The sequence below is a fragment of the Bifidobacterium choloepi genome (assembly GCF_010667615.1).
Taxonomy (GTDB): Bacteria; Actinomycetota; Actinomycetes; order Actinomycetales; family Bifidobacteriaceae; genus Bifidobacterium; species Bifidobacterium choloepi.
In genome coordinates, this window is the sequence record NZ_VYSG01000001.1 from 152,865 (window position 1) to 174,861 (window position 21,997).

Consider the following 21,997-nt stretch of genomic DNA (forward strand, 5'->3'; position numbering starts at 1 on the left):
TGATGAACTACTGAACCAACAGCTCTTCTTCGGGAATACCCCGCATCCACAGATCCAGATATCGGAAAAGTTGGTCGTCGGGATGATGTCGCTTCATATTGCATATCGGCTCCTCTAGATCCCCCAATGTCACTACCTCGCCGAAGAGTGTCGCGGGATGTGTGCCATCAACGTTCCAGTAATCTTTCGGTATCGTCTTGACGTAGTGAGGTTGTTGCGTCGTGGTGTCAATCCCATCGCAGTACAGATCACGGTTACAACGAGCATCCAGGGCGCACCCAAGCGTGCAGATCAGTTGCAAATCGGCTAAGGCTCCGGTGAGATCCAGAGAGCCTGAACCATTAATCGGCTCCACCTCTTTTCGCGCCAGGGCGTGTAACGCTGTGGCTTCTAGCATGTGCTCCTTGTCGCAGGTCTCTCCGCTACGCAGTTGAGAGAAAATGATTTTGCTGAGGTAATCAGTCCTCTCAAAACGTGGTAAATCGGCATAGGATTGATTCGGCTGCCAGCACTGTATCTCCTTCTTAACGAAGTCAAAGGGACAGATGACATAGTGAAGCAGAATGGTCACAGCCGTCTTTCGATCACCAGTCAGCCATAGCAGCAGGAGCATCTCAACCGCTTCGACAAAGGCTGCCGGGCAATCTTCGATAACTGTCAGCCAGACGATGCCCTTGATGGATGCAGACCGATAATAGTCGAGAACCTTCATTGGCATGCGGCGAGAATGATGGCAGTCCTTCATCAGCTCCACGTATTGATCCAGAATGGCACGCCTACTCCACCACTGCTGTCCCGGTAGTTCCGTTATGCCAGCCTGCGTCCACGATGAAGCGATCATATGAAATCAGTAGGCTCCTGCGTCCTTGCCCTCACCGGTGTTCTTATACTGCTTGCCAGTATTGTATCCGTGAGGATTGGTGCTTTTCTCGTCTCTTACCGAGCCCAACGTCTCCATCCACCAATGTTCACGCCGGATGATAGTGGATGCATCTATTGCAGGATTGAAGACTTCCAGAATCGAGTACTGAAAGTTGTTGGAGATGTACTCCTCTCCTTCCTGCGCCACCAGTTCCTTGAGAAGCTTGTTGCCGCCGGTATGATCTCCCCACGCATAGTCGTTCCAGCGACCTAGCAATCCCCCGTCGCCATACGCCGAACCGACATAGTGCCAGCCGTTGGCTCTGTCAGTCTGCAAGTAGATGGCACTGACCGCTCTAAGCGCTCCTTGCCACTCTCCGAAAGAGAGCACTGTTTGCAATTCAGGAAGAGAGAGGGATACATTGCTGTACCCGGGGAAGGGGTCATGCGGCATCCCTCTCTCGCTGATTTCAGAGACTGTTAAGTCATTCCAAAAGCGAGTGCACCAGTCTGTGCGTGGAGACGATAGTTGATATACGGTGCGTAGGTCTCGGAGCCCTGCATTGCGTGCGAAGCTGACAATGGTGCGGTCTGCATAAGATTTGAATTTTAGATCTTCCTCATAGTAGTAAACCTGGTCGCCTTTGGCATTGCGGTACTCTCCCGTCGTGCTGAAAGCGCCGACGAAAAGCCAACGTCCATCATGAGTTTGAATGAATTGAAGGGCTTTTCCGTAAATGTTCCCCGAAGCATCTTTCCCAGACCATTTTCTGGTAAATATCCATTCCATCGCTTCTTGTCTATTGCTGTAATAAAGGTTGAAAACGTCTATATATTTATTAGAATTTAGTCTGACGGTATAGTTCTTCATCTCGTCACGGCCGATCCCAACCATTTCGAAAAAGCGTATTGGTGAGGCCTGCTGAGTGTTGTCGTCCATCTGTTCCCCTCCCCTATATTAGGGCTGCTCCCTTGGTGTTAATGCTTCAAGCCATGGTTGTGGCTTGTTCTTGACTTCTATATTACGGTCGATATCTGGTTCCGTACTGTTTCTACCGGTTTCGGGTAAACTTGGCTAAATGGAAGACCATCTGAACGGTGTACCGAACACTTGCGAGATTGTGGTTGGAATTCTGGAGTATCTCATTGCCTACACGGATAGCGAGCATGGGGCCAGTGCCGCTGAGATTGCGCGGGAGATCGGGGTTACCGACAAAACTGTCAGGATGCATCTCAAGACGCTGAGCCAGACCGGGGCGTTTGGACGAACCGTTGCCAAGATCTCCCGCAAGGAGCTGAAGGATGCGGCCAGCGCCGACAGTACGCCCGGCTGGTACATTGCCCCGCTCATAGACAGCGCGCAGATGCGGCTGCTCGCGGACGCCGTCGTCATGTCCCACGCCGACGGGGAGATGCTGGAGGACCTCCGTGGCATCATCCTGTCGCTGGCCGGCCACTCCGGACGCCTGATGCAGAATGCCGACCTGCCGACGATCGTCACGCCTCATCACTACAACACCGAATTCATGGTCACCGTCGAGTTGCTGAATGAGGCGATCAACCTGCGGAGGGGCGTATCGTTCACATACTGCACGTATGCCGACGACGGCAGCATGGTTCCCGTCGTCGACGAGGACGGGACGGACGTGACGGTGACCGTCGATCCGTACGCTCTCGTCTACAAACGCGACATCTACTATCTGATCGGGCACCAGCGCGGAACTGACCGACTGGGCTACTACCACGTCGACCACATCCGTGCCCTTCAGGCACTTGACGATGAGCTGGAACGCACGCTCGACAGTTTCAGTACGACGGCGGACGGACGGTTCGATCTCAACCGGCACGTCGACGAACATCCGTACTTCAACAATGACCGCGCCGTCCGAATCCATTTGAGGATGCAGGCGACGCTGGAGCCGCTGTACAGCTGGTTCGACCATCCCGAGGTGACACGGCTCGACGACGGGTCGTACGACGTGTGGATTACGGCTGACGAGGCGTCCGCGTCCTGGTGGTTGCTGCAGTACGCCGACGAAGGCGACATGATCGAGGTAATATCCCCCGGCTCGCTGCGGGACAAACTTAAGCGGACGGGAGAATGGCTGGCGAGGAAGTACGCGACGAATGGCGGTGAGGACGCGGCGACGTCGTGATTGGCATATTTCTCTCCCACTAAGAGAACCGGGTCTGGATGATGGACGTGTGTGGATGGACGCGGCGCAGGTCATCTTCCTTGGCGAGCATCGTGCTTTGGTCCGGAAAGTATGAATTGACGATGACGACGATGATGGCCATGCGGCGCGCCTCGCGTTGTTCCAGCGAATGACGGAGCTTGGCCCAATCGAATTCACCGTCCGTCACGATGACGAGGATATTGGGTTTTGAGTCGGGTGGCATGGCGGCTGCGGCGTCGACGGCGGCCGCCATGTCTGTCCCGCCGCCACCCTCAAGCTTGTCCATGAGCTCGTAGGCCGAATGGAAGAGCCTAGGTTCGCCCTTGGCTTCGACATCAATGCAGAAGAACGACGGGTCGGCGACGGTTCTGCAGATCCCCTCGATTTCGGCAAGGGCATTCAAACACTGTTGACGTCCCATGGAACCCGAGGTGTCGAGAGCGATGACGAGGCGGGGTTCGGCCTTGACGAATCCGGGAAAGATAGCGTTCGACATGGCGGCCCGGCGCAGATTGGGCAACCGGTACGAGTACTCGGCGCGGCCCCTCGTCATGGTCTGTACGCTGTGCGCCGCCGTGTGTGCGAGAATGAGTCGCCAGTCAATGACCGGAGGCTTGAGGCCCTCCGCCATGAAGCTGAGGAGACTCCGCATTGGGGTGCTGCCATAACCGCGGCGGTTGAGGGTGTCTTCGATGTCGTGGAGTGTCTGTTCGCGGATGCGGGCTTCCTCGGCTGGAGGCAACGGGTGAAAGCCCAGCCGGTCAGCTTCATCGAACCGGGCGCGACGGGTCTCGTCGTCGAGGTCTTCCATGGGGCCGATCCAGTTGCCGTTGCCGGTTACGGCGACGTCGATGCGGATGGCCCGGTGATGGAACAGGGCCATGACGGGATCGTCCTTGAGCTGGGCGGCGTACTGTTCCGCCGTGGCGTACAGCTCGTAATCGCTGAAATGGCCGATGCCGGGGAACAGGAGGCCGGGAGTCCCGTTATCGCGGAAGAACGGCGTCAGCCTCCACTTGCCATACTGCTCGGCTACCGGTGCCTCCAGTTCGATGCCCATGCAACCCTCCACGATCATGCCGTTGATCTCCAGGTCGCCGGCGACGTTGGACACTTCGGGAGAGAAGCCCTTCTCGTCAAGACGTGCGTGATGGCGCTGGGTGTTGTGGAGGGTTTCGTGCATGAGCGCAAATGCCAGCGTGGCCAATGGCGTCTTGTTCTCGTCGAGCAGTTCGGGGCTGATGCCTATGCGGCAGTGGCAGTCGGTGTAGGCCGTTCCGCATCCCTCGTCGACGAAGACGACGAGCGCGGCCAGAATGGTGCGCAGCGCCGGAACTCCATGAAAGTCGGCGCCTTCCTCGCGCACCATGAGGTTGAGTGCCTGCGCGAGGCGGTTGCCTTCGCGTTCCGTCAGGGCGCGTAGCCGGTGGACCTTGACTATTACAGACGGAATGCCGTTCTCTTCGGGCTTCTTCGTGCCGGTGTCTTCAACTGCGTTCAATTCCACTCTCCTACTGGCGCAACGTGTTTTCCATCGTGCCGTCGACGATGGCGAAGGCTTCGAGCCAACTTATTCTGGCGCTCGAGAATTCGGCGTCCAGTCCCTGACTGGACGCCAGATCCGCCATGGTCCGATACGACGCGGTCTTGGCGCTAATGTCCTTGGCGACGTAGCGGCTCATGCCCGGTACTTTGTGTCCCTTCCAGTCTCCAGTGCCGGCGGCCGCGTTGAAGTAGTTGATGACGTCGCTTATGCCGGGCCGTCCGTCCTTGCCGTTGCACTGTGACAGATAGGCAACGACGTGGTTTTCGGCTTCAGTGATCTCGTTGAGGGAGCCATTCTGCCAGTCAATGAGCGTGGGATTCCGGAGGAGAGCTTCCGGCTTGACGGCATCTTCCTGATGAATGAAATCCGCAAAGAGCGTGGCGCCCTGAAGACCTACGGTGCCGCGCAGAATGCGCTGTTGGATTGGCCCCAGTTCACCCGTTGGGCCCAGAGCCGCCAGCATGTCGGCGACGTTGGTCCACGACCGCGGAGACGCCCAGCAATTCGCCATGACCCACAACTCGTTGGGATCGTGCTCGCTGTCGACCTGGTAGACAGCCTCCGCCTGGCCGGCACGACCCCGGTCGATGACGTCGGGATAGCGCAGGATCTGCGCCGAGTTCGCACGCAGGAACCGACCGATCAACTGGTGCCATTGTTCGCCATACTCGGCTATGTTGCGCTCGCAATCCTGCTCGTCGTATTCGTCCTGGGCGGGAAGAGCCGTGTACCGTCCCCATCCGCTCGAGATGCCCTCGGAGACGAACCGGTCACCGGGCCAGTAGGACATGAAGACGAGACGGTTGACCATCGGCAGACCGATGGGCGTGTAGTCGACGGCAGAATCGTCCGCATTCATCGCACCGATCACCATGACGTTGTCCGAAATGGGCGACCCGTCGGCGAAGACCCGTTCCCCGAGGATTTTCAGCAGGCTCGCCTGCACGGCGCGGGGAGTGTTCGAGAACTCGTCGAAGAAGAGGACGTGGCGCTCGTCGTCCATTGCGCGCTGTTGGAAGACGGGACGGAGCAACGTGAGGTTCCCGTCCTGCGGGTAGGGAATGCCGGTGACGTCGGTCGGATCGAGATCGCCGCCGACGACGCAGATTGGCTCGCCGTAGCCGTGATCGTGGCTCCATTGACGAATCAGCGACGTCTTGCCGACGCCGGGCGCGCCGACGATGACGGGTACCTGATGGGTGGCTTCACATACCGACAACAGGGTGAGAACGTCTTCGGCGCTGCCGGGACCGTGTTCACGATGGGGCATGATGATGTTCCTTGTCTGCTTTCTACTCGTATTGCGGCGAACGTTCGGCGATGGACTGTTGCCGATGTCATCACCGTTACCGTAGTGAACACAGTCTATGCGGACGGAAATGAAATCGAACCATATGGTACGAAAGGAACGTTGATAGCCATGATGGGACGAAGACAGGAGAAAGATTGCCCATAGAGAAGTCTTAGAGAGGAACATGACGATGCCGAGCTATCCACGCGAAAAGTTGCTCAAGCTATGTGAGGGAGAAGAACCCATACTGGCCGATTTCGGTCACGTCTTCACCAGACTCGTCATACGCCTTGGAGCAGAAACCGCCATGCTTGAGAGAATCCGACAATGTTCCGCGTTGGCCGATGTAGTCAGTGCAGAAGAGGGGGAATGTTCCGCCAAAGGCATTCCCCTGACGGTATCCGGTTTGGCTCGGGCTGTCTTTGCCAACGATGAATTCTGTTACTTTCTCCACTGCCTTCCCGGCAGGCTGCAGATGGAGAGTCGGTTGGAAGCTCGTGCGCACGCCGACAATGTGGACCAATCGTTGACGGAGAAGATCTGTTTCCTCGCTGTACTGGCCCCCTGGATGGAGACCGATTCCTTTTGGGAAGTACGCCGGTTGACTTTTATGGGCGACAAGCCACGGTGGCGTCCCATTCAAAGCGTCGAGATTCGGGGTGACCAGGCAAGTCTGTGCCGTCCAGCAGTGGCATGGATTTCGTCGGCGAGCGACGTGGTCTTCACCCTGACGATCAGTGAATACAACGATCTCGTGGAGACCATTGGCAAGGCACTGTGCCCCGAGTGCAAAGACATGGTCCATGCGCGGGTCATTTTGGAGTCGTACCGTGATGGGCGCGACAGATTATGGAGCCAGGAGGGCCTTGCGCAGGCAAGGAGACTGCTGGAACTTGTTTCCCGCGGCGTTCCAGTCGAGGAACTTTTGGTCTAGAAGCCATGACATGCAATACGAATCCGGTTGCGCATTGAACGTTTCGACAAGATGGGGGTGCGACGGTGCCACTACGGCTCCTCAGTGGAGAAAAAAACGGGAAGATATGGTTCGAGGATAATCCTCCCTTTTATGGTGAAACGACATACTCAACGAGGGAAAGAACATGCGATGGACTATGCGGAGTTCCGGTGCGACATGGCACGACGGTTTCTGGATGACTGGGATGAAGAACGGACATCGAATATGATCGACGCGGCCATGGAGGTCTTCGATGTCGTCAGCCAGACGATGTCCGCACAAGGCGGAGGCATATACATTGGACCTAAGGATTTGGCTGCCATATTGGATGGGCCTGTGACCTCCATGTACATCGGGAACGGGACACGGAACCTCGATGTACATGGCCAGACCTTCGCGGCCGTAGCCGCGCTCATGGAACTGCTGGACGAGGGATTGGAAGACATCGCTTCCGCACAGGGAGTACTGCTCTTTGTCACCATCCCCCGTCGGCTGTCCATGGCCGACGTCCTCGCCGAAGTCGAAGTGGTGGAACAGGCTGCTGCCAGTCAGGGCGGTGAAAGTCCAAACGTTGTCTGGGGAGTGGCATTCCACGATGAGGACGTCGTCGACGTTTGTCTTGTGGCGTTCAAGTGAAGTAATCCGACAGGGTGCCGTTCCAGCGGAGTTGCGAACTCCCACCGGCTCGAGCTGCGCTCTCGCCGACTCCCTCTAAAGAGGGAATTAGGGGTTCCAGCGGTGTCTCGTCCGGTAATTCATCTCGCGTTCCAGCGCGCTCTCGTCGCTTCGCGACGTCGGGGGTCCACCCTCAGTCAGCTTCACTGACAGCTCCCGCCAGCGGGAGCCACATGGTGGACCGCTCGCAGAGGGCGGAATACCCCCTGCTCTGGTTGAATCGTCAGTAGACCATGTGCTGGGGAGGATTCATGAGCAGGCTGTTGACACGTCGGGAACGCAGGGAGCTCAAGAGGGAGCATGCGGACCAGGAGCGGGAATCGTACGATCTCGCCGACGAAACGCAACGGGACGAACAGATTCCCGACGACTACTGCAACGTCTACCTGCTGTTCAATCTCGAGGCGGCCGTCGCCGAGGGGCATACGGTGCTCGGCCTGACCGACAAGCTCAACGGGCCGATGACGACGTACTCGTTCTACCGCCACGGCAACAAACTGCGGGCGCCGGGACTGATGGCGCAGCTGGAGCATCCGGAGACGCTCGATGATCTCGACCAGGCGAGCGGCTGGCTCATTCAGGGCAACCCCGGCAACTACTGGAACGAACACATGAACGCGGCGCTGTCGTTCGCCGTCCCGCCGGCCGCGATGAGGCCGATCAAGGCATACGCGGACAAGGCCACCGCCAACCCGCCCGAATACGATCTCGTCAAGTACAACTGCCTGACGTTCGCGATGGACGCACTGAAGAAAGGCGGCGTCACGCTCGAGGCGATCTCCGGGCGGGATCTGCACACCATCATTCCGAAGGACGCGTTCGAGGACATCATTGGCGCGGAGGGTGCCGAACCGTACGGGAAGTGGAAGTACTGGTTCCCGAATACCGAGGCGCCGAAGAACGGGCTGACGACGATTCCGGATATTCCGGGGAAGTGATTTCCCTCTCCCGCTTCTATGCCGTCTTGTCGCCGTAGAAGAGGCGCTCGCACACGTCGCGGGACTTGCGCATGACGGCCATGATGTCGTTTTCGAATCGCTGGCCATGGTTGGCGTCGTAGCCGAGGTAGACGGCGATGCCGCCGAGCGAGTAGATGTCGTGCGGCAGGATGTCGGCCTGCTGCACGCGGCCGGTCCACAGGTAGTTGCCGTTGCGGGCGGCCGTGCACATGTGCCAGGCGCGGCGCAGCGCGACGGCGTCGCCCGCGTCGATGATCTTGCGCCGTTCGAGCTCGTCGAGCGCGGCCATTGTCGACGTCGTCCTGAGGGCGGCGATGTGGCCGGCGTGCTCGAGCTGCAATAGCTGGACTGTCCATTCGACGTCGGACAGGCCGCCCTTGCCGAGCTTCAGGTGCCGTTCGCGGCGCACGCCGCGCGGCAGCCGTTCGGCTTCCATGCGGGCCTTGAGCTTGCGAATCTCGGCGAGTTCGCCGTCGGTCAGCTCGCCGACCGGATAGCGCATCGGATTGGCGATCCTCGTCAGGAAGTCGTTGCCGAGGCTCTTGTCGCCGGCGGCGAAGCGGGCGCGCAGCAGCGCCTGGCTTTCCCACGTGCTCGACCACGAGCGGTAGTACTCCTCGCAGCTGGCGTAGGACCGCACCAGCGGGCCGTTCTTGCCTTCGGGGCGCAGGTCGAGGTCGAGGTCGATCTTCGGCTCGAGGCTGACCGGTCCCATCAGTAGCGCGCGCAGCCGGTCGACGACCTTGCGGGCGAACCGGTTGGCGGCTTCGCCGTGCGGATCGTCGCCGCCGGCCGAGACGTCGCCGGTCGGCCGGTAGATCAGGATGATGTCGGCGTCGGAGCTGAAGTTGACTTCGCGTCCGCCGTAGCGGCCCATCGCGATGACGGCGAGCGTGGCGGGAGCCTCGTCGAGACCGTCGTCGGCGAGCTGGAAGTCGACCGACCAGCGCAGCGCGGCGTCGATGATCGCGTCGTAGACGTCGGTCATGCCGGTCAGCGAGTCGGCCTCGTCGACGACGCCGTTCATCCAGCCGAGGCCTATGCGTTCGGCTTCGTGGCGGCGCAGCGCGCGCAATGCCGTCGCGCATTCGCGTTCGGATTCCTGATAGCGGGCGACGATCGCGCCGCACTGCGTGTCCAGGCTGTCCCGGCCGCGTGGCCGCAGCAGGTCGTCGTTGCCGAGCCACGTGATCGACTCGAGCGACTTGTCGAGGGCGTCGCCGAGAAACCTCGAGTTTGACAGCACATGGCACAGGCGCTGGGCGGCTGACGGCGAGTCGCGCAGGAAGCCGAGGTATTCGTGCTTGCCGCCGAAATGCTCCTCGAGCTTGCGCCAGTACAGCAGGCCCATGTCGGGATTCTGTCCTTCGCCGAGCCAGCGAAGCACGGCAGGCAGCAGGATCCTGTTGATCTTCGCGGCGCGCGTGACGCCCTCGGTCAGCGCGGCGACATGGCGAATGGCGGATTCGGGGTCGGCGAAGCCGATCGATTCGTAGCGGTCGAGAATGGCCTGGCGGGACAGCGTGGCGACGTGGTCTCCGGACGGTGCCATGGCGCTGTCCGTCCCGTTGCCGACGGTGCCGTCGGGGCCGGGAATGGCGTCGGCGACGCCGGGGGCGGCGCTGATCGGCAGCATCGGCCGGTAGTAGATGTCGTTGTGCAGGCGGCGCACTTCGCGGCGCGTCTCGTCGTAGCGGGCCAGCAGCCCGTCGGGCAGCAGGCCGAACGCGCGGGCCAGCCGGTGCATCTCGACGTTGCGGGACAATTCGTCGGCGTTGACGTCGCGCGGTTTCTCGAGGCCGCCGGCATTGGCCTTGCCGAGGTCCGGGAACAGGTGGGTGCGCTTGAGCGCCCACATCTGCTGGCGATGCTCGAGCACGCGCTCGAACCGGTAGTCCTCGGCCAGCTGCCGGGCATGGACGCGGGAGATGTAGCCGCCCTCGGACAGCGCCTTGAGCGCGTCCATCGTCGACGCCACCCGCAACGACTCGTCGGACCGGCCGTGGACGAGCTGCAGGATCTGCACGGTGAACTCGACGTCGCGCAGGCCGCCGCGACCGAGCTTGATTTCCCGGTCCTTCATCGGCGCCGGAATCAAGTCTTCGACGCGTTCGCGCATCTTCTGGCAGTCGTTGACGAAGTTCTCGCGCTTCGACGCGGTCCAGACGAACGGCTGCGTCATCGCGACATAGTCGGCGCCAAGTGCCTCGTCGCCGGCGACGGCGCGCGCCTTGAGCAGCGCCTGGAACTCCCAGTTCTCGGCCCACTGCTCGTAGTACGCCTCGTGCGAGGCAAGCCGGCGCACCAGCGCGCCGTCCTTGCCTTCGGGCCGCAATCCCCCGTCGATCTGCCAGAGGACCGGTTCGGCGACGCCCATGATGACGGACTGGCAGGCACGTTGCAGCATTGTCGCCATCTTCGTGCCGGTGCGCGTCAGCGCCGTGTTGTCGAGAGGATCGTCGCCGGCGGCGGGCTCGACGACGTAGATCAGGTCGACGTCGGACACGTAGTTGAGTTCGCGTGCGCCGAGCTTGCCCATGCCGATGATCGCGAAGCGCACGCGGTCGGCGCCGGCGACTTCGCGCCGGGCGATCGCCAGCGCGCCCTCGAGCGCCGCGTCGGCCAAGTCGGACAGTTCGAGCGAGACGCGCGGCTGCAAGTCGACCGGATCGTCGGCACAGACATCCTGGGCCATGATCGCGGCGAGCTGCCGGCGATATTCGCGGCGCAGCGCCGTCGCCGCCTCGGCCAGCGGCAGGCCGGCGACCGGCTGCTCGCCGTCGCTGACGGGCCGCGGCGAGGATTCGATGGCATGAAGGACCGCCTCGATGCGCTGGCGCCGGTTGAACAGCGCCGAATCGTCGTCGTCGGTCGCGGCGGCCCTGACGAGTTCCGGACGGAACCTCATCAGCTTGCCGAGCGCGTCGGACGCGCCGAGCACGCGGACAATACGTCCGACAGCGCGATCGTCCGGCACGAGATCGTCGAAGCGGACGCCCTGGTTGGCCAGGTCGCGGCCGATGTCGACGTAGTTGCGCAACGCGACGTCCGGATCGTCCGCCTTCGCCAGCGCGTCCAGCAACGTGCCGATCGCCGCTCCACCGTAGCCGGCGTCGTCACGCAGTTCGCCGAGCAGCGCCTTCGCGGCGTCGAGCTCCTGCAGGCCCGCCCTGATCAAGTCCATCGTCGACACCGGTCGCCCGGCGCCGCGCTCCCCGAAATCGTTCATGCTGCCTACCCTACCAACGTCGGTTCAGCCGAACGCGGTATCCGTCCACCGGCGACGGCTTCCGGCGTCATGAGAACAGCGGACGCACGTTGCTCCAGATGCGCCTCGTCACGCTCGGATGGTTCATTGTGTACAGGTGGACGCCGTCGACGCCGTTCGCGACGAGGTCGGCGATCTGCTCCGACGCGTAGCAGACGCCGGCGGCGCGCAGCGATTCGCGGTCGTCGCCCCACCGCTCGAGCATGCGCCGCACGGCCGGCGGCAGGCTGCTGCCGCACTTCGTCGACATGTTGACGACCGACTTCGGATTCATGACCGGCATGACGCCGGCCTCGATCGGCACGTCGATGCCGGCGGCGTCCGTCATCTCAAGGAACCGGTAGAAGTCGTCATTGTCGTAGAACAGCTGCGAGACGAGATGCGAGCAGCCGGCGTCGACCTTCTCCCTGAGGTGGCGCACGTCCTCCGCCATCGTCTCCACCTCCGGATGCTTCTCCGGATAGCAGGCGCCGTAGATCTTCAGGTCCGGACGGCGTTCGCGAATGTAGGCGACGAGGTCGGTGGCGTGCCGGAAGTCGCCGACCGGCGGCCGCTCGGTGTCGCGGTCGCCGCGCAGCGCGAGGACGCCGGAGACCTTCGCCTCGTCGAACAGCCCGAGCGCCTCGTCGACGTCGGCCTTCGACAGGTAGACGGCCGTCAGGTGGGCGACGGCGTCGATGCCGTATTCGGTGCGGATCGTGTTCGCGATCCTCGCCGTCGCCGTCTTGTCGGTCTTCCTGCCGGTGCCGTACGTCACCGAGATGAACGCCGGCGACAGGCCCTGCAGGCCGTCGAGCGTGTCGTAGATCGTGCCGATCGACGCGTTGCGCCGCGGCGGAAAAACCTCGAGCGAGAACAATGGTGCCGTCATCGTCGTCCTCCCTACTCGCCGAGCTTCGCGCGGACGGCCTTCGTCGCCGCGACGAGATTCTCCAGCGACGCCCAGGTTTCCTCGTTGCCGCGGGTCTTGAGGCCGCAGTCGGGGTTGATCCAGACCTTCGTCACGTCCATCTTGGCGAGGATCTCGCCGATGCGGCCCTCGATTTCCTCCTCGGACGGCACGCGCGGCGAGTGGATGTCGTAGACGCCGGGGCCGGCTTCGGTCTCGAAGTTCGCGTCGTGGATGGCGTCGAGGACGACGAGGTCGCCGCGGGACGCCTCGAACGAGATGACGTCGGCGTCCATCGCGTCGATGTCGCGGATGATGTCGTTGAATTCGGAGTAACACATGTGCGTGTGGATCTGCGTGGTCGGCTGGACAGCCGAATGGACCAGTCGGAACGCCGGAACGGCCCAGTCGAGGTACTTCTTGTGCCAGTCGGAGCGGCGCAGCGGCAGCTTCTCGCGTAACGCGGCCTCGTCGATCTGGATGACCCGAATGCCGGCCTTCTCGAGGTCGAGCACCTCGTCGCGGATGGCGAGGGCGAGCTGCTTCGTCTGTTCCTCGTGCGTGATGTCCTCGCGCGGCCACGACCAGTTGAGGATGGTCACCGGACCGGTGAGCATGCCCTTCATGACATGGTCGGTGCGCGACTGGGCGTACGAGCTCCAGTCGACGGTGATCGGTTCGGCGCGGGACACGTCGCCCCAGACGATCGGCGGCTTGACGCAGCGGGTGCCGTACGACTGCACCCAGGCGTTCTTCGTGAACAGGAAGCCGTTGAGGTGCTGGCCGAAGTACTCGACCATGTCGTTGCGTTCGAATTCGCCGTGGACGAGCACGTCGAGGCCGATCTCCTCCTGCTTCTTCACGACGTCGTCGATCTGGCCGCGGATGAAATCGTCGTATTCGGCCCGGGTGATCTCGCCCTTGCGCAGCTTCGCGCGCTCGGCGCGTACTTCCTTCGTCTGCGGGAACGATCCGATCGTCGTCGTCGGCAGCAGCGGCAGCCCGAGCGCCTCGCGTTGCAGTCGCTGGCGTTCGGCGCGGGCCGGACGGCGGACGAAGTCGGCGTCGTCGAGGGCCGCGATGCGCGCCGCCACGTCGGCGTCGGCGGCCACGCGCGTGCCGTCGAACAGCGCCTGGTTGGCGGCGAGGACGGCATTGGCGGCCTTTTCCCCGTCGTCGAGTTCGACGAGGTCGGCGATGTCGCGCAATTCCGTCAGCTTCTCGACGGCGAACGCGAAATGCTTCAGCACGGAAGGATCGAGTCCGTCTTCCCCCTCGGCGCTGAACGGCACGTGCAGCAGCGAGCTGGCCGTCGCGACGGCGACGTTGCCGTTGACTTGCTGCAGCGCCTCGACGAGGCCGATCGATTCGGCGTAGTCGTTGCGCCAGATGTTGCGGCCGTTGACGACGCCGGCGAACAGCGTCAGGCTTTCCGGCGCGCCGAATTCGGACACGGCGGCGAGGTTCTCCTCGCGGCCCTCGTTGAGGTCGAGTCCCAGGCCGTCGAAGCCGAGCGCCGTCAGCGACGTGTAGACGTCGGCGACGTGGCCGAAGTACGTGTTGAGCAGCACCTTGAGGCCGGTGCCGTCGCGGCGCGGCAGGATGCGGTTGTAGAGCGATTCGAACAGCGCGATGTCGCCCGGCTCCTTGTCGAGGACGAGGAACGGCTCGTCGAGCTGCACCCAGTCGGCGCCGAGGTCGGCGAACTTCTCCAGCGCCTCGCCGTAGGCGTCGGCGAGCCTGCCGACGAGTTCCGCGGTCGGCTCGACTTCGGCGGCGTCCGGCGTGCGGGCGAGCTTGAGGAACGTGTACGGGCCGATCAGCACCGGCTTGGTCTGGATGCCGATCGACTTCGCCTCGAGGTAGTAGTCGAACGGCTTCGTGCCGGCCAGGCGGATGTCGGCGCCGGGTTCGAGTTCCGGCACGAGGTAGTGGTAGTTCGTCGTGAACCACTTCTTCATCGGCAGCGCCGTGACGTCGCCGCGTTCGCCCTGGTAGCCGCGGGCCATCGCGAACAGCGTCTCCTCGTAGTCGTCGAAGCCGAGGTCGCGGTAGCGCTTCGGCACCGCGTTGAGCAACAGCGCCGTGTCGAGGACCTGGTCGTAGTAGGAGAAGTCGTTGCTCGGAATCAGGTCGATGCCGGCGGACGCCTGCAGTTGCCAGTGCCGCACGCGCAGCGACCTGGCCACGCCGCGCATCTCGTCAAGGGACACGGTCCCCTTCCAGAATCCCTCGATGGCTTTCTTGAGTTCACGATTCTGCCCGATGCGGGGGAATCCGGAGACTGAGGTAAGCACGGTCATGATGGCTGTTGTCCCTTCCGAAACGCGAAACATTGCAACTCGGCCAACTTACCAAAAATCCGCCGCTATACCCCCATCATTCTCATCTGCATGTCGTCATAAATTCGATTTATAGGCCGAAACGGCACCTACTTGAAGTCGCGGGGAGTGATGACGCCGAGGAGGGTGGCCTGGTGGAGTTGCCAGCTGTTGAAGGGCATCGAGGAACCGAAGATGACGACGGTGGCCGGGGACAGGCCGAGGTTGAGCAGGTCGAGCTGTGACTGGTCGGATTCGGGATTGGCGAGCCACTGGCAGGCCATCGAGACGGTCGGCTCGTGGCCGAGGATCATCAGCGTGTGCCGTTTCGCCTTGCAGCCGGCCAGGTCGTCGAAGACCGACTGCATGCCGTCCTCGTACAGCGACTTGTGGAAGTCGACCTTCGGCTTGTCGCCGAAGACCTTGAGCATGCGGTTGCAGGTCTGCTGGGCGCGCAGCGCCGACGAGACGTCCATCTGGTCGGGCACGAGATCCATCTCCCTGAGGCCCTTGGCCATGGTCTTCGCCTGCTTGAGTCCCTTGTCGGTCAGGGGGCGGTCGAAGTCACCGGTCGGACAGAACGGCTCGGTCTTCGCATGCCGCATGACGAGCAGGATGTACGGGTACTGCTTGGCGGTCTTGGCCAGTTTCTTGATGTTCATCTCGTTCCGTCACTTTCCGTTTCCGGCGTCGCCTTCGGCGTCGTCGCCGTCGGCACCGGCGGCCTCGAGCGAATCCATCTGGCGTGTCAGGTCGCGCAGGACCTTGCCGAGCTTGCGGTCGGAAATGTCCCGCAGCTCGAGGTCGTCCCACTGCTCGGCGCGTTCCTCGTCGCTCAGCGAATCGATGTCGGTCGTCGTGTCCTTCGCCGGCCGGTCGCGCTTCCTGAGCGCGGCGAAGCCGTCGGCCATCGCCCGGCTGACGACGAGGTAGCCGGTGTGGCCAATCATCTGGTGGTCGGGACGCACGGCGAGCCCCTGCACCTTCCAGTTGCGTTCCAGCGTTTCCTGCACGTCGGGTTCAGTCCACTGGCCGCTGTCGCGCAGCGCCTCGGCCAGCTTGCTCAGCTGCGTTGTCGTCGTCACGTAGCAGGTCAGCACGCCGCCGGGCGCGATGACGCGATGGGCCTGCTCGAGCCGGTTCCACGGGTCGAGCATGTCGAGGACGATCCTGTCGTAATGGTGTTCGGTCAGCGTCGCCGCCACCGAGTCGAAATCGCCGGTCAGCAGGTTCCACCAGCCGGGTCGCGCGCCGAAATACAGCGTCGCGTTCGCCATCGCGATCTTCGCGAACTCGGGGCGCAGCTCGATCGTCGTCACCTCGCCGGCGTTTCCGTCGACGTCAAGGCCCTCGACGGCGTCGAGCAGGTTCATGCTCATCGCGCCGGAGCCGGCGCCGGATTCGAGCACGCGCATGCCGGTGCGGATGTCGCCGAGCTGGATGACCTGGGCGATGTCCTTCGGATACATGATCTGCGCGCCGCGCGGCATCGACAGCACGTAGTCGGCCAGTCGCGGCCGCATGGCGCAGAATTCCCATCCGCCGATCGCTCGCGCCGCCTTCCACGGCTTGTTCGCGTCGCGTTCGGGATGGGCGGGGTTGAACTGCGCCTCGCGCTTCGCCGTCACCGTCGTGACGACCGATCCCTCGACCGCGCCGATGACGTCGTCGTGGAGGATGAGGCCGTGCGCCGTCTGCGTATGGCCTCCGGGCACCAGCTGGTCGGTGATCTTGTTCGACCGCCGGTCGGTGAACTGGACCTTCTCCCCCGCCTTGAACGGACCGCGATGCATGGAACCTCCCTCGCCGGCGCTGCCGGAATCGCTTCACATCGGTGAATCAAACCTTCCCCACTATATCGCACGTCGCCGGTTCAGTTCGCGAAGGCGCTCCAGCGGCCGTTGCGATGCTCGACGGTCAGCGGCAGGCCGAAGACGGCGGACAGTCGTTCCGACGTGAAGCCCGTTGCCGCGTCGCCGGCATAGAGAATCGTGCCGGGAGCCGGGTCGCGGCCGGCGACGGCGTCCGTTTCCGATCCGGACAGCCGTCCCATGATCGCGACATGGTCGAATCCGGCGGGGATTTCCTCGAGCCGGTGCGTGACGAGGACGACGGCGCGCGCCGAATGTTCGGCGCCGATCCCGGCCAGCGCCTTGAGCGCGATCTCGCGGCCGCCGAGGTCGAGGCCGGTCGTCGGCTCGTCGAGGACGAGCAGGTCGGGGTCGGCCATCAGCGCGCGGCAGATCATCACGCGCGTGCGTTCGCCTTCGGACAGCCGCCACATCTGGCGTCCCTCGAGGTAGGCGATGCCGAACCGGCGCATCAGTGCGCGGGCGGCGTCGTAGTCGTCGTCGCCATACGTGTCCTTCCATCGGCCAGTCGTCGCCGTCAGCGCCGTGACGACGGCGTCGAGCGGATCCTCGACGTCGGGCAGCGCGCGCAGCAGTTCGGCCGAGCCCAGGCCGATGCGGTGGCGGTAGGAGAAGACGTTCACCTTGCCGAGCCGGTGGCCGAGGATGTCGACGGTGCCGTCGGACGGGAACGCGCGCGTGGCCATCATCTGCACGAGCGTCGACTTGCCGATGCCGTTGGGGCCGAACAGCACCCACTTCTCCCCCGGTTGGATCTCGAGGTTCACGTCGGTCAGGATGGTGCGGCGCTGGCGCCGGAATTCGACGCCGGAGAACCGCAGCGCGGGAATCGTCGCCGCTGCCTTGTCTTCGTTCATGCCGTCAGTCTAGCGACATCGGGCATGCCCGCGGCTTGCGGCGACCACAACGTAGAAGGGACGATTCTTCCGGTTCACAGGCCGCGGTGTTCGGCGATGACTTCCTCGTAGACCTGGATGGTCTGGTCGGCAATGCGTTCCCAGCTGAAATGGTCGCGGGCGCGCTGGTAGCCGGCAATGCCCATGGCCTCGGCCCGGGCCGGATTCTCGACCATGCGGTTGATCGCCGTGGCCAGGTCGGTGACGAACGTGTCGGCGTCGGCCGGTTCGCAGCTGCCGTCGAGGCGCTGGCCGATCGGCACGACGAAGCCGGTCTCGCCGTCGACGACGATTTCCGGAATGCTGCCGACCTGCGTGGCGACGACGGGCAGCCCGCAGGCCATCGCCTCGAGCACGCCGACGGCGAGCGGCTCGTACAGGCTCGGCGCGACGAAGACGTCGCAGCCGTGCTCGAGCGCGTTGAGCTCGTCGGTCGGCGGCACCTCGTCGATCCAGACGACGTTGCCGCGTTCCTTCTGCAGCAGCTTGATCGACTCGCGCACGTCGCGGGCCGCTTCCGGCGCGTCCGGCGCCGCCCCGCACAGCACAACCTGCACGCCCGAGCTGACCGAGCGCAGCGCCGCCAGCAGGTACGGCAGGCCCTTCTGGCGCGACATCCTGCCGACGTACAGCACGGTCGGCATGTCCCGGTCGATGTCGTGGCGGTCGAAGACGTCCCAGCCCGGATCGTCGTCGTCGGGCGTCGTGAAGTCGGAGATCGTGATGCCGTTGTGGATGACGACGACGCGTTCGGGATCGACGGCCGGATAGGCCTCGAGGATGCCGCGGCGCATGACGTCGGAGACGGCGATGATGCGGTCGGCGTGCTCGAACGCCTCGCGTTCGGCCCACATGCTCAGTTCGTAGCCGCCGCCGAGCTGGTCGCGCTTCCACGGTCGCTGCGGCTCGATCGAATGCGCGGTGACGACGAGCGGCACGTCGTGCAGTTGCTGGGCCAGTCGGCCGGCCAGGCACGTGTACCAGGTGTGGGCGTGGACGAGGTCGCCGTCGACGTCGTCGGCCATCTGCAGGTCGACGGCGAACGTCTTCGTCGCCGTGTTGTCGTCGGCGAAGTCCTCGGGCACGTCATAGCCGACGACGCGCAGGCTGCCGGCGGGGTCCTCGGCGGGAATCTGCGGAATGTCGACGGCCAGCCGGGGGCCGTCGAACGCGCGGACCGTCACGTCGATCCGCTCGGCCAGCGCCTTCGACAGTTCCTCGGCGTGCACGCCGGCGCCGCCGTAGATCGTCGGCGGGTATTCGCGCGTCAGAAAATCGATCCTCGGCGTTCCGCTGTCTTTCCTCATCACTCAACCTCGCGTTCAACAATGTACGGCATGCAATATAGGACGCCCGGCCTACAAACCGCGGGAATCGTCCAGAATAACGGAAAGGCGCCGCCGGCCGCCAGCTTGCGCGGAACGCAAAACCGCGCGGTACGGCCGGCCGGCCACTTTACGATGGCAGACATGAGCGATAAAAACTATCCCGGCGGCGAGAAGCCGTCCTATGAGCATCCGGTCCATCTGACGGCGGGCGAGACCGCGCCGAACTTCGAACTGGAATCCGACGAATACAAGCACTACGCGCTGGCCGACTTCAAGCACCAGAACATCGTCCTCTACTTCTACCCGAAGGCGATGTCTCCGGACTGCACGACCGAGGCCTGCGACTTCCGCGACAACCTCGAGCGCCTGTCCGCGGCCGGCTACACCGTCATCGGCGTGTCCAGCGACGACATGAGCGACCTGCAGGAGTTCCGCGAGAAGAACAACCTGACGTTCACGCTGCTCTCCGATCCGCACTACAAGGCCCACGAGCTGTACGGCGCGGTCAAGGAGACGATGGTCGACGGCAAGAAGGAATACGAGTGCACCCGCTCGACCTTCGTCATCGACGGCAACGGCAAGATCGTCATCGCCGAGTACGGCGTCGACGCGAAGGGTCACGTCGACCGCCTGCTCGCCGAACTGAAGAAGCTCGAGAAGTAACCGGTAGCCCATTCGGCATACGAAAGATGCCCGCGGAACCAAGGTTCCGCGGGCATCTTTCGTATGCCGCGCATGTGGCCGGGAATCAGACGGCGGTGCCGTTCTGGTCGAGATTGGGGTTGTTGTGCCAGTCGCCGGCATCGAAGAACAGCGACAGCACGCCGACGGCGAAGACGGCGGACACGGTGATGATCGACCAGGTCGGGTGGTTCGGCAGCCACATGACGATGAAGAACATGATCGCCGACAGCACAATGACGCACCAGGTGATGATCCTGCAGACCTGGCGGGCGGAGTGCGGCGCCTTGATGACCTTCTGGGGATCGTAGTCGTTCGGGTCGGTGTCCATCGCGCGGACTTCCTCGGCCTTGAGCTCGGAGCTCGTCGGCGTCCACTCCTCTTCCTTCTGCTGGATACGTACGGACTTGTCCTGCAGTCCGGTTTCGTCGATCATGCCGGAGCGGGCGCGACCCTTCGTCGCATCATACTGCTTCGGGACGCCGCCTTTCCCCTTCCTGGCGGCTGCTCGGCGTTCGGCACGGTTAGGCATGATCAGTTCTCCTTTGTACACTCATCAGTTCCAGCTCACCATAGTACTGGTTTCTGGAAAGATACTAGCAAACGCAAGGACCACGGAACACGATTCCTCCGACCACATGCCGTCCTCTCCCCTGCCGATGTCGTGAACCCGAGCCTGCGGGCTCGGGTTCACGACATCGGGGAGAAGCGGGCGGATGCAGCCGGGCAGTCCCTGCGGATTACCTGCGCGGCAGCGTCATGCCGCGGGCGCTGGCGACGATCGGCGCCGGCAGCTCGGTGGAGCCCATCAGGTAGTTGTCGACGGCGGCCGCGCACGAGCGGCCCTCGGCGATGGCCCAGACGACGAGCGACTGGCCGCGTCCGGCGTCGCCGCACGCGAAGACGCCGTCCTGCGATGTCTGGAACATGTCGTCGCGGGCGACGTTGCCGCGCCCGTCGAGGTCGACCGGCAGCTGTTCCTCGAGCGTCGCGGTGTCCGGGTGCAGGAAGCCGACGGAAATCAGCACGAGGTCGGCCGGAATGATCCTTTCGGTGCCCGGCTGGCGGGTGAACGGACCGTCGTCGCCCGGCGCGACCGAGACGACCTTCAGGCCGGTGACGTGACCGTGCTCGTCGGCGACGAAACCCTCGGTCGCCGTGCCGGTCTCGACGGTGATCTTCGCGGCGTCCTCGTCGGTCTCGCCGACGAAGTTGACGGAGTCGGTGTTGTAGACGTACTCGCCGCCCTCCTCCATCGAGGAGGTTTCCTGATAGAGACGGGCGAACGTCGGCCACGGCTGGTTGTCGGGGCGCGTGGCCGGTTCCTTCGGCATGATCTGCAGCACCGTGACGTCCCTGGCGCCCTGGCGGATCGACGTGCCGAGGCAGTCGGAGCCGGTGTCACCGCCGCCGATGATGACGACGTGCTTGTCCTTCGCGGTGATGTCGTTGACCGGCTCCACGCCGTAGACGCGGCGCGTGGCGTCCGGCAGGAACTCCATCGCGAAGTGGATGCCGTTCATCTGCCGGCCCGGCAGGCTCATGTCGCGCGGCACCGTCGAGCCGATCGCGACGACGACGGCGTCGTAGCGGGCGCGCAGCTCGTCCCACGAGATGTCCTTGCCGATCTCGGTGTTCGTGCGGAACACCGTGCCCTCGGCCTTCATCTGCTCCACGCGGCGGTCGAGGATCGTCTTGTCGAGCTTGAAGTTCGGAATGCCGTAGCGCATCAGGCCGCCGATCGCGTCGTCGCGTTCGTAGACGACGACGGTGTGGCCGGCGCGGGTCAGCTGCTGGGCGCAGGCCAGTCCGGCCGGACCGGAGCCGACGACGGCGACGGTCTGGTCGGAGATGCGCTGCGGCGGCAGGGGCTTGACGATCTCGAGTTCCCAGGCCTGGTCGATGATCGTGCACTCGTCGTTCTTGATCATCGTCGGCGGCTGGTGAATGCCGAGCACGCAGGCGCTTTCGCACAGTGCCGGGCAGATGCGGCCGGTGACTTCCGGGAAGTTGTTCGTCATCGACAGGCGGTTGTAGGCGTCCTCCCACTGGCCCTGGCGGACCAGGTCGTTCCATTCGGGAATGAGGTTGCCGAGCGGACAGCCGGTCATGCAGAACGGCGTTCCGCAGTCCATGCAGCGGGCGGCCTGCTGCTGCGTCCACGGCTGCAGGCCCTGTTCGGCATGGACGTCGTTCCAGTCATGGATGCGCTCGTCGACGGGGCGTTCGGCCAGCTCGTGGCGGGTGCGCACCTTGAGAAATCCACGTGGGTCAGCCAT

General features: G+C 63.4%; 18 protein-coding genes. 5 read left to right on the plus strand and 13 right to left on the minus strand.

All coding sequences use genetic code 11. The features are described 5' to 3' along the window. Window positions 1–7: 7 nt before the first annotated feature. Window positions 8–754, minus strand: coding sequence for a hypothetical protein (locus tag F6S87_RS00710; RefSeq protein WP_163226767.1), 747 nt, complete (start codon window positions 752–754; stop codon window positions 8–10). 93 nt (window positions 755–847) lie between these two features. Then, window positions 848–1,801: a GIY-YIG nuclease family protein gene (locus tag F6S87_RS00715; protein WP_163226768.1), complete on the minus strand. Its 954-nt coding sequence runs from the start codon at window positions 1,799–1,801 to the stop codon at window positions 848–850. 139 nt (window positions 1,802–1,940) lie between these two features. Here F6S87_RS00715 and F6S87_RS00720 point away from each other — a divergent pair, with 139 nt between their 5' ends. After that, on the plus strand, window positions 1,941–3,017 hold the full coding sequence (locus F6S87_RS00720) for a helix-turn-helix transcriptional regulator (protein ID WP_163226769.1): 1,077 nt from the start codon (window positions 1,941–1,943) through the stop codon (window positions 3,015–3,017). 19 nt (window positions 3,018–3,036) lie between these two features. Here the strand turns inward: F6S87_RS00720 and F6S87_RS00725 are convergent, their stop codons facing one another. Both F6S87_RS00725 and F6S87_RS00730 read right to left on the minus strand, forming a co-directional pair. Continuing rightward, window positions 3,037–4,539: a DUF2201 family putative metallopeptidase gene (locus F6S87_RS00725; RefSeq protein WP_163226770.1), complete on the minus strand. Its 1,503-nt coding sequence runs from the start codon at window positions 4,537–4,539 to the stop codon at window positions 3,037–3,039. 10 nt (window positions 4,540–4,549) lie between these two features. Then, complete coding sequence (locus tag F6S87_RS00730) at window positions 4,550–5,854, minus strand: AAA family ATPase (RefSeq protein ID WP_163226771.1); 1,305 nt, start codon at window positions 5,852–5,854, stop codon at window positions 4,550–4,552. Window positions 5,855–6,059: 205 nt separating this feature from the next. On the opposite strand from F6S87_RS00730, the gene F6S87_RS00735 reads away from it, so the two are divergent. The 3 genes from F6S87_RS00735 to F6S87_RS00745 all read left to right on the plus strand — a co-directional run bounded on the left by F6S87_RS00735 (window position 6,060) and on the right by F6S87_RS00745 (window position 8,443). Further along, window positions 6,060–6,809, plus strand: a complete 750-nt coding sequence (locus tag F6S87_RS00735) for a hypothetical protein (RefSeq protein ID WP_163226772.1) — start codon at window positions 6,060–6,062, stop codon at window positions 6,807–6,809. Window positions 6,810–6,980: 171 nt separating this feature from the next. Next, complete coding sequence (locus F6S87_RS00740) at window positions 6,981–7,466, plus strand: FtsZ/tubulin family protein (protein WP_163226773.1); 486 nt, start codon at window positions 6,981–6,983, stop codon at window positions 7,464–7,466. A gap of 290 nt (window positions 7,467–7,756) precedes the next feature. After that, a complete protein-coding gene (locus F6S87_RS00745; protein ID WP_163226774.1) occupies window positions 7,757–8,443 on the plus strand; it encodes a hypothetical protein in 687 nt (228 codons plus the stop codon). Between the two features lie 16 nt (window positions 8,444–8,459). Here the strand turns inward: F6S87_RS00745 and F6S87_RS00750 are convergent, their stop codons facing one another. The 7 genes from F6S87_RS00750 to glgA form a co-directional block, all read right to left on the minus strand. After that, window positions 8,460–11,693: a bifunctional [glutamine synthetase] adenylyltransferase/[glutamine synthetase]-adenylyl-L-tyrosine phosphorylase gene (locus F6S87_RS00750; protein WP_163226775.1), complete on the minus strand. Its 3,234-nt coding sequence runs from the start codon at window positions 11,691–11,693 to the stop codon at window positions 8,460–8,462. A gap of 67 nt (window positions 11,694–11,760) precedes the next feature. After that, window positions 11,761–12,603, minus strand: a complete 843-nt coding sequence (gene metF / locus F6S87_RS00755) for a methylenetetrahydrofolate reductase [NAD(P)H] (protein ID WP_163226776.1) — start codon at window positions 12,601–12,603, stop codon at window positions 11,761–11,763. Between the two features lie 11 nt (window positions 12,604–12,614). Further along, complete coding sequence (gene metE / locus F6S87_RS00760) at window positions 12,615–14,924, minus strand: 5-methyltetrahydropteroyltriglutamate--homocysteine S-methyltransferase (RefSeq protein ID WP_163226777.1); 2,310 nt, start codon at window positions 14,922–14,924, stop codon at window positions 12,615–12,617. A 128-nt stretch (window positions 14,925–15,052) separates the two neighbouring features. Next, complete coding sequence (locus tag F6S87_RS00765) at window positions 15,053–15,604, minus strand: SixA phosphatase family protein (protein ID WP_163226778.1); 552 nt, start codon at window positions 15,602–15,604, stop codon at window positions 15,053–15,055. Between the two features lie 9 nt (window positions 15,605–15,613). Further along, window positions 15,614–16,735 carry a tRNA (adenine-N1)-methyltransferase gene (locus F6S87_RS00770; RefSeq protein WP_163226779.1) on the minus strand — a complete coding sequence of 374 codons (1,122 nt, stop codon included), beginning with the start codon at window positions 16,733–16,735 and terminating at the stop codon, window positions 15,614–15,616. An 80-nt stretch (window positions 16,736–16,815) separates the two neighbouring features. Further along, a complete protein-coding gene (locus F6S87_RS00775; RefSeq protein ID WP_163226780.1) occupies window positions 16,816–17,670 on the minus strand; it encodes an ABC transporter ATP-binding protein in 855 nt (284 codons plus the stop codon). A gap of 74 nt (window positions 17,671–17,744) precedes the next feature. After that, complete coding sequence (glgA, locus tag F6S87_RS00780) at window positions 17,745–19,016, minus strand: glycogen synthase (RefSeq protein ID WP_163226781.1); 1,272 nt, start codon at window positions 19,014–19,016, stop codon at window positions 17,745–17,747. Window positions 19,017–19,178: 162 nt separating this feature from the next. On the opposite strand from glgA, the gene F6S87_RS00785 reads away from it, so the two are divergent. Continuing rightward, a complete protein-coding gene (locus F6S87_RS00785) occupies window positions 19,179–19,700 on the plus strand; it encodes a peroxiredoxin (protein ID WP_163226782.1) in 522 nt (173 codons plus the stop codon). A gap of 85 nt (window positions 19,701–19,785) precedes the next feature. On the opposite strand, the gene F6S87_RS00790 is transcribed toward F6S87_RS00785, so the two are convergent. After that, a complete protein-coding gene (locus tag F6S87_RS00790) occupies window positions 19,786–20,250 on the minus strand; it encodes a tripartite tricarboxylate transporter TctB family protein (protein ID WP_163226783.1) in 465 nt (154 codons plus the stop codon). Window positions 20,251–20,458: 208 nt separating this feature from the next. Beyond that, the gene (locus tag F6S87_RS00795; protein ID WP_163226784.1) at window positions 20,459–21,997 is read right to left on the minus strand and encodes a glutamate synthase subunit beta; all 1,539 of its coding nucleotides are present in this window, start codon (window positions 21,995–21,997) and stop codon (window positions 20,459–20,461) included.

Excerpts from the sequence above, each read along its gene's own strand:
- F6S87_RS00720 (WP_163226769.1), top strand. The coding sequence starts at position 1,941 with ATGGAAGACCATCTGAACGGTGTACCGAACACTTGCGAGATTGTGGTT.
- F6S87_RS00770 (WP_163226779.1), bottom strand. The coding sequence starts at position 16,735 with ATGCATCGCGGTCCGTTCAAGGCGGGGGAGAAGGTCCAGTTCACCGAC.
- F6S87_RS00730 (WP_163226771.1), bottom strand. The coding sequence starts at position 5,854 with ATGCCCCATCGTGAACACGGTCCCGGCAGCGCCGAAGACGTTCTCACC.
- F6S87_RS00775 (WP_163226780.1), bottom strand. The coding sequence starts at position 17,670 with ATGAACGAAGACAAGGCAGCGGCGACGATTCCCGCGCTGCGGTTCTCC.
- F6S87_RS00745 (WP_163226774.1), top strand. The coding sequence starts at position 7,757 with ATGAGCAGGCTGTTGACACGTCGGGAACGCAGGGAGCTCAAGAGGGAG.
- F6S87_RS00785 (WP_163226782.1), top strand. The coding sequence starts at position 19,179 with ATGAGCGATAAAAACTATCCCGGCGGCGAGAAGCCGTCCTATGAGCAT.
- metF (WP_163226776.1), bottom strand. The coding sequence starts at position 12,603 with ATGACGGCACCATTGTTCTCGCTCGAGGTTTTTCCGCCGCGGCGCAAC.
- F6S87_RS00795 (WP_163226784.1), bottom strand. The coding sequence starts at position 21,997 with ATGGCTGACCCACGTGGATTTCTCAAGGTGCGCACCCGCCACGAGCTG.
- metE (WP_163226777.1), bottom strand. The coding sequence starts at position 14,924 with ATGACCGTGCTTACCTCAGTCTCCGGATTCCCCCGCATCGGGCAGAAT.
- F6S87_RS00750 (WP_163226775.1), bottom strand. The coding sequence starts at position 11,693 with ATGAACGATTTCGGGGAGCGCGGCGCCGGGCGACCGGTGTCGACGATG.
- F6S87_RS00735 (WP_163226772.1), top strand. The coding sequence starts at position 6,060 with ATGACGATGCCGAGCTATCCACGCGAAAAGTTGCTCAAGCTATGTGAG.
- glgA (WP_163226781.1), bottom strand. The coding sequence starts at position 19,016 with ATGAGGAAAGACAGCGGAACGCCGAGGATCGATTTTCTGACGCGCGAA.
- F6S87_RS00790 (WP_163226783.1), bottom strand. The coding sequence starts at position 20,250 with ATGCCTAACCGTGCCGAACGCCGAGCAGCCGCCAGGAAGGGGAAAGGC.
- F6S87_RS00765 (WP_163226778.1), bottom strand. The coding sequence starts at position 15,604 with ATGAACATCAAGAAACTGGCCAAGACCGCCAAGCAGTACCCGTACATC.
- F6S87_RS00740 (WP_163226773.1), top strand. The coding sequence starts at position 6,981 with ATGGACTATGCGGAGTTCCGGTGCGACATGGCACGACGGTTTCTGGAT.
- F6S87_RS00715 (WP_163226768.1), bottom strand. The coding sequence starts at position 1,801 with ATGGACGACAACACTCAGCAGGCCTCACCAATACGCTTTTTCGAAATG.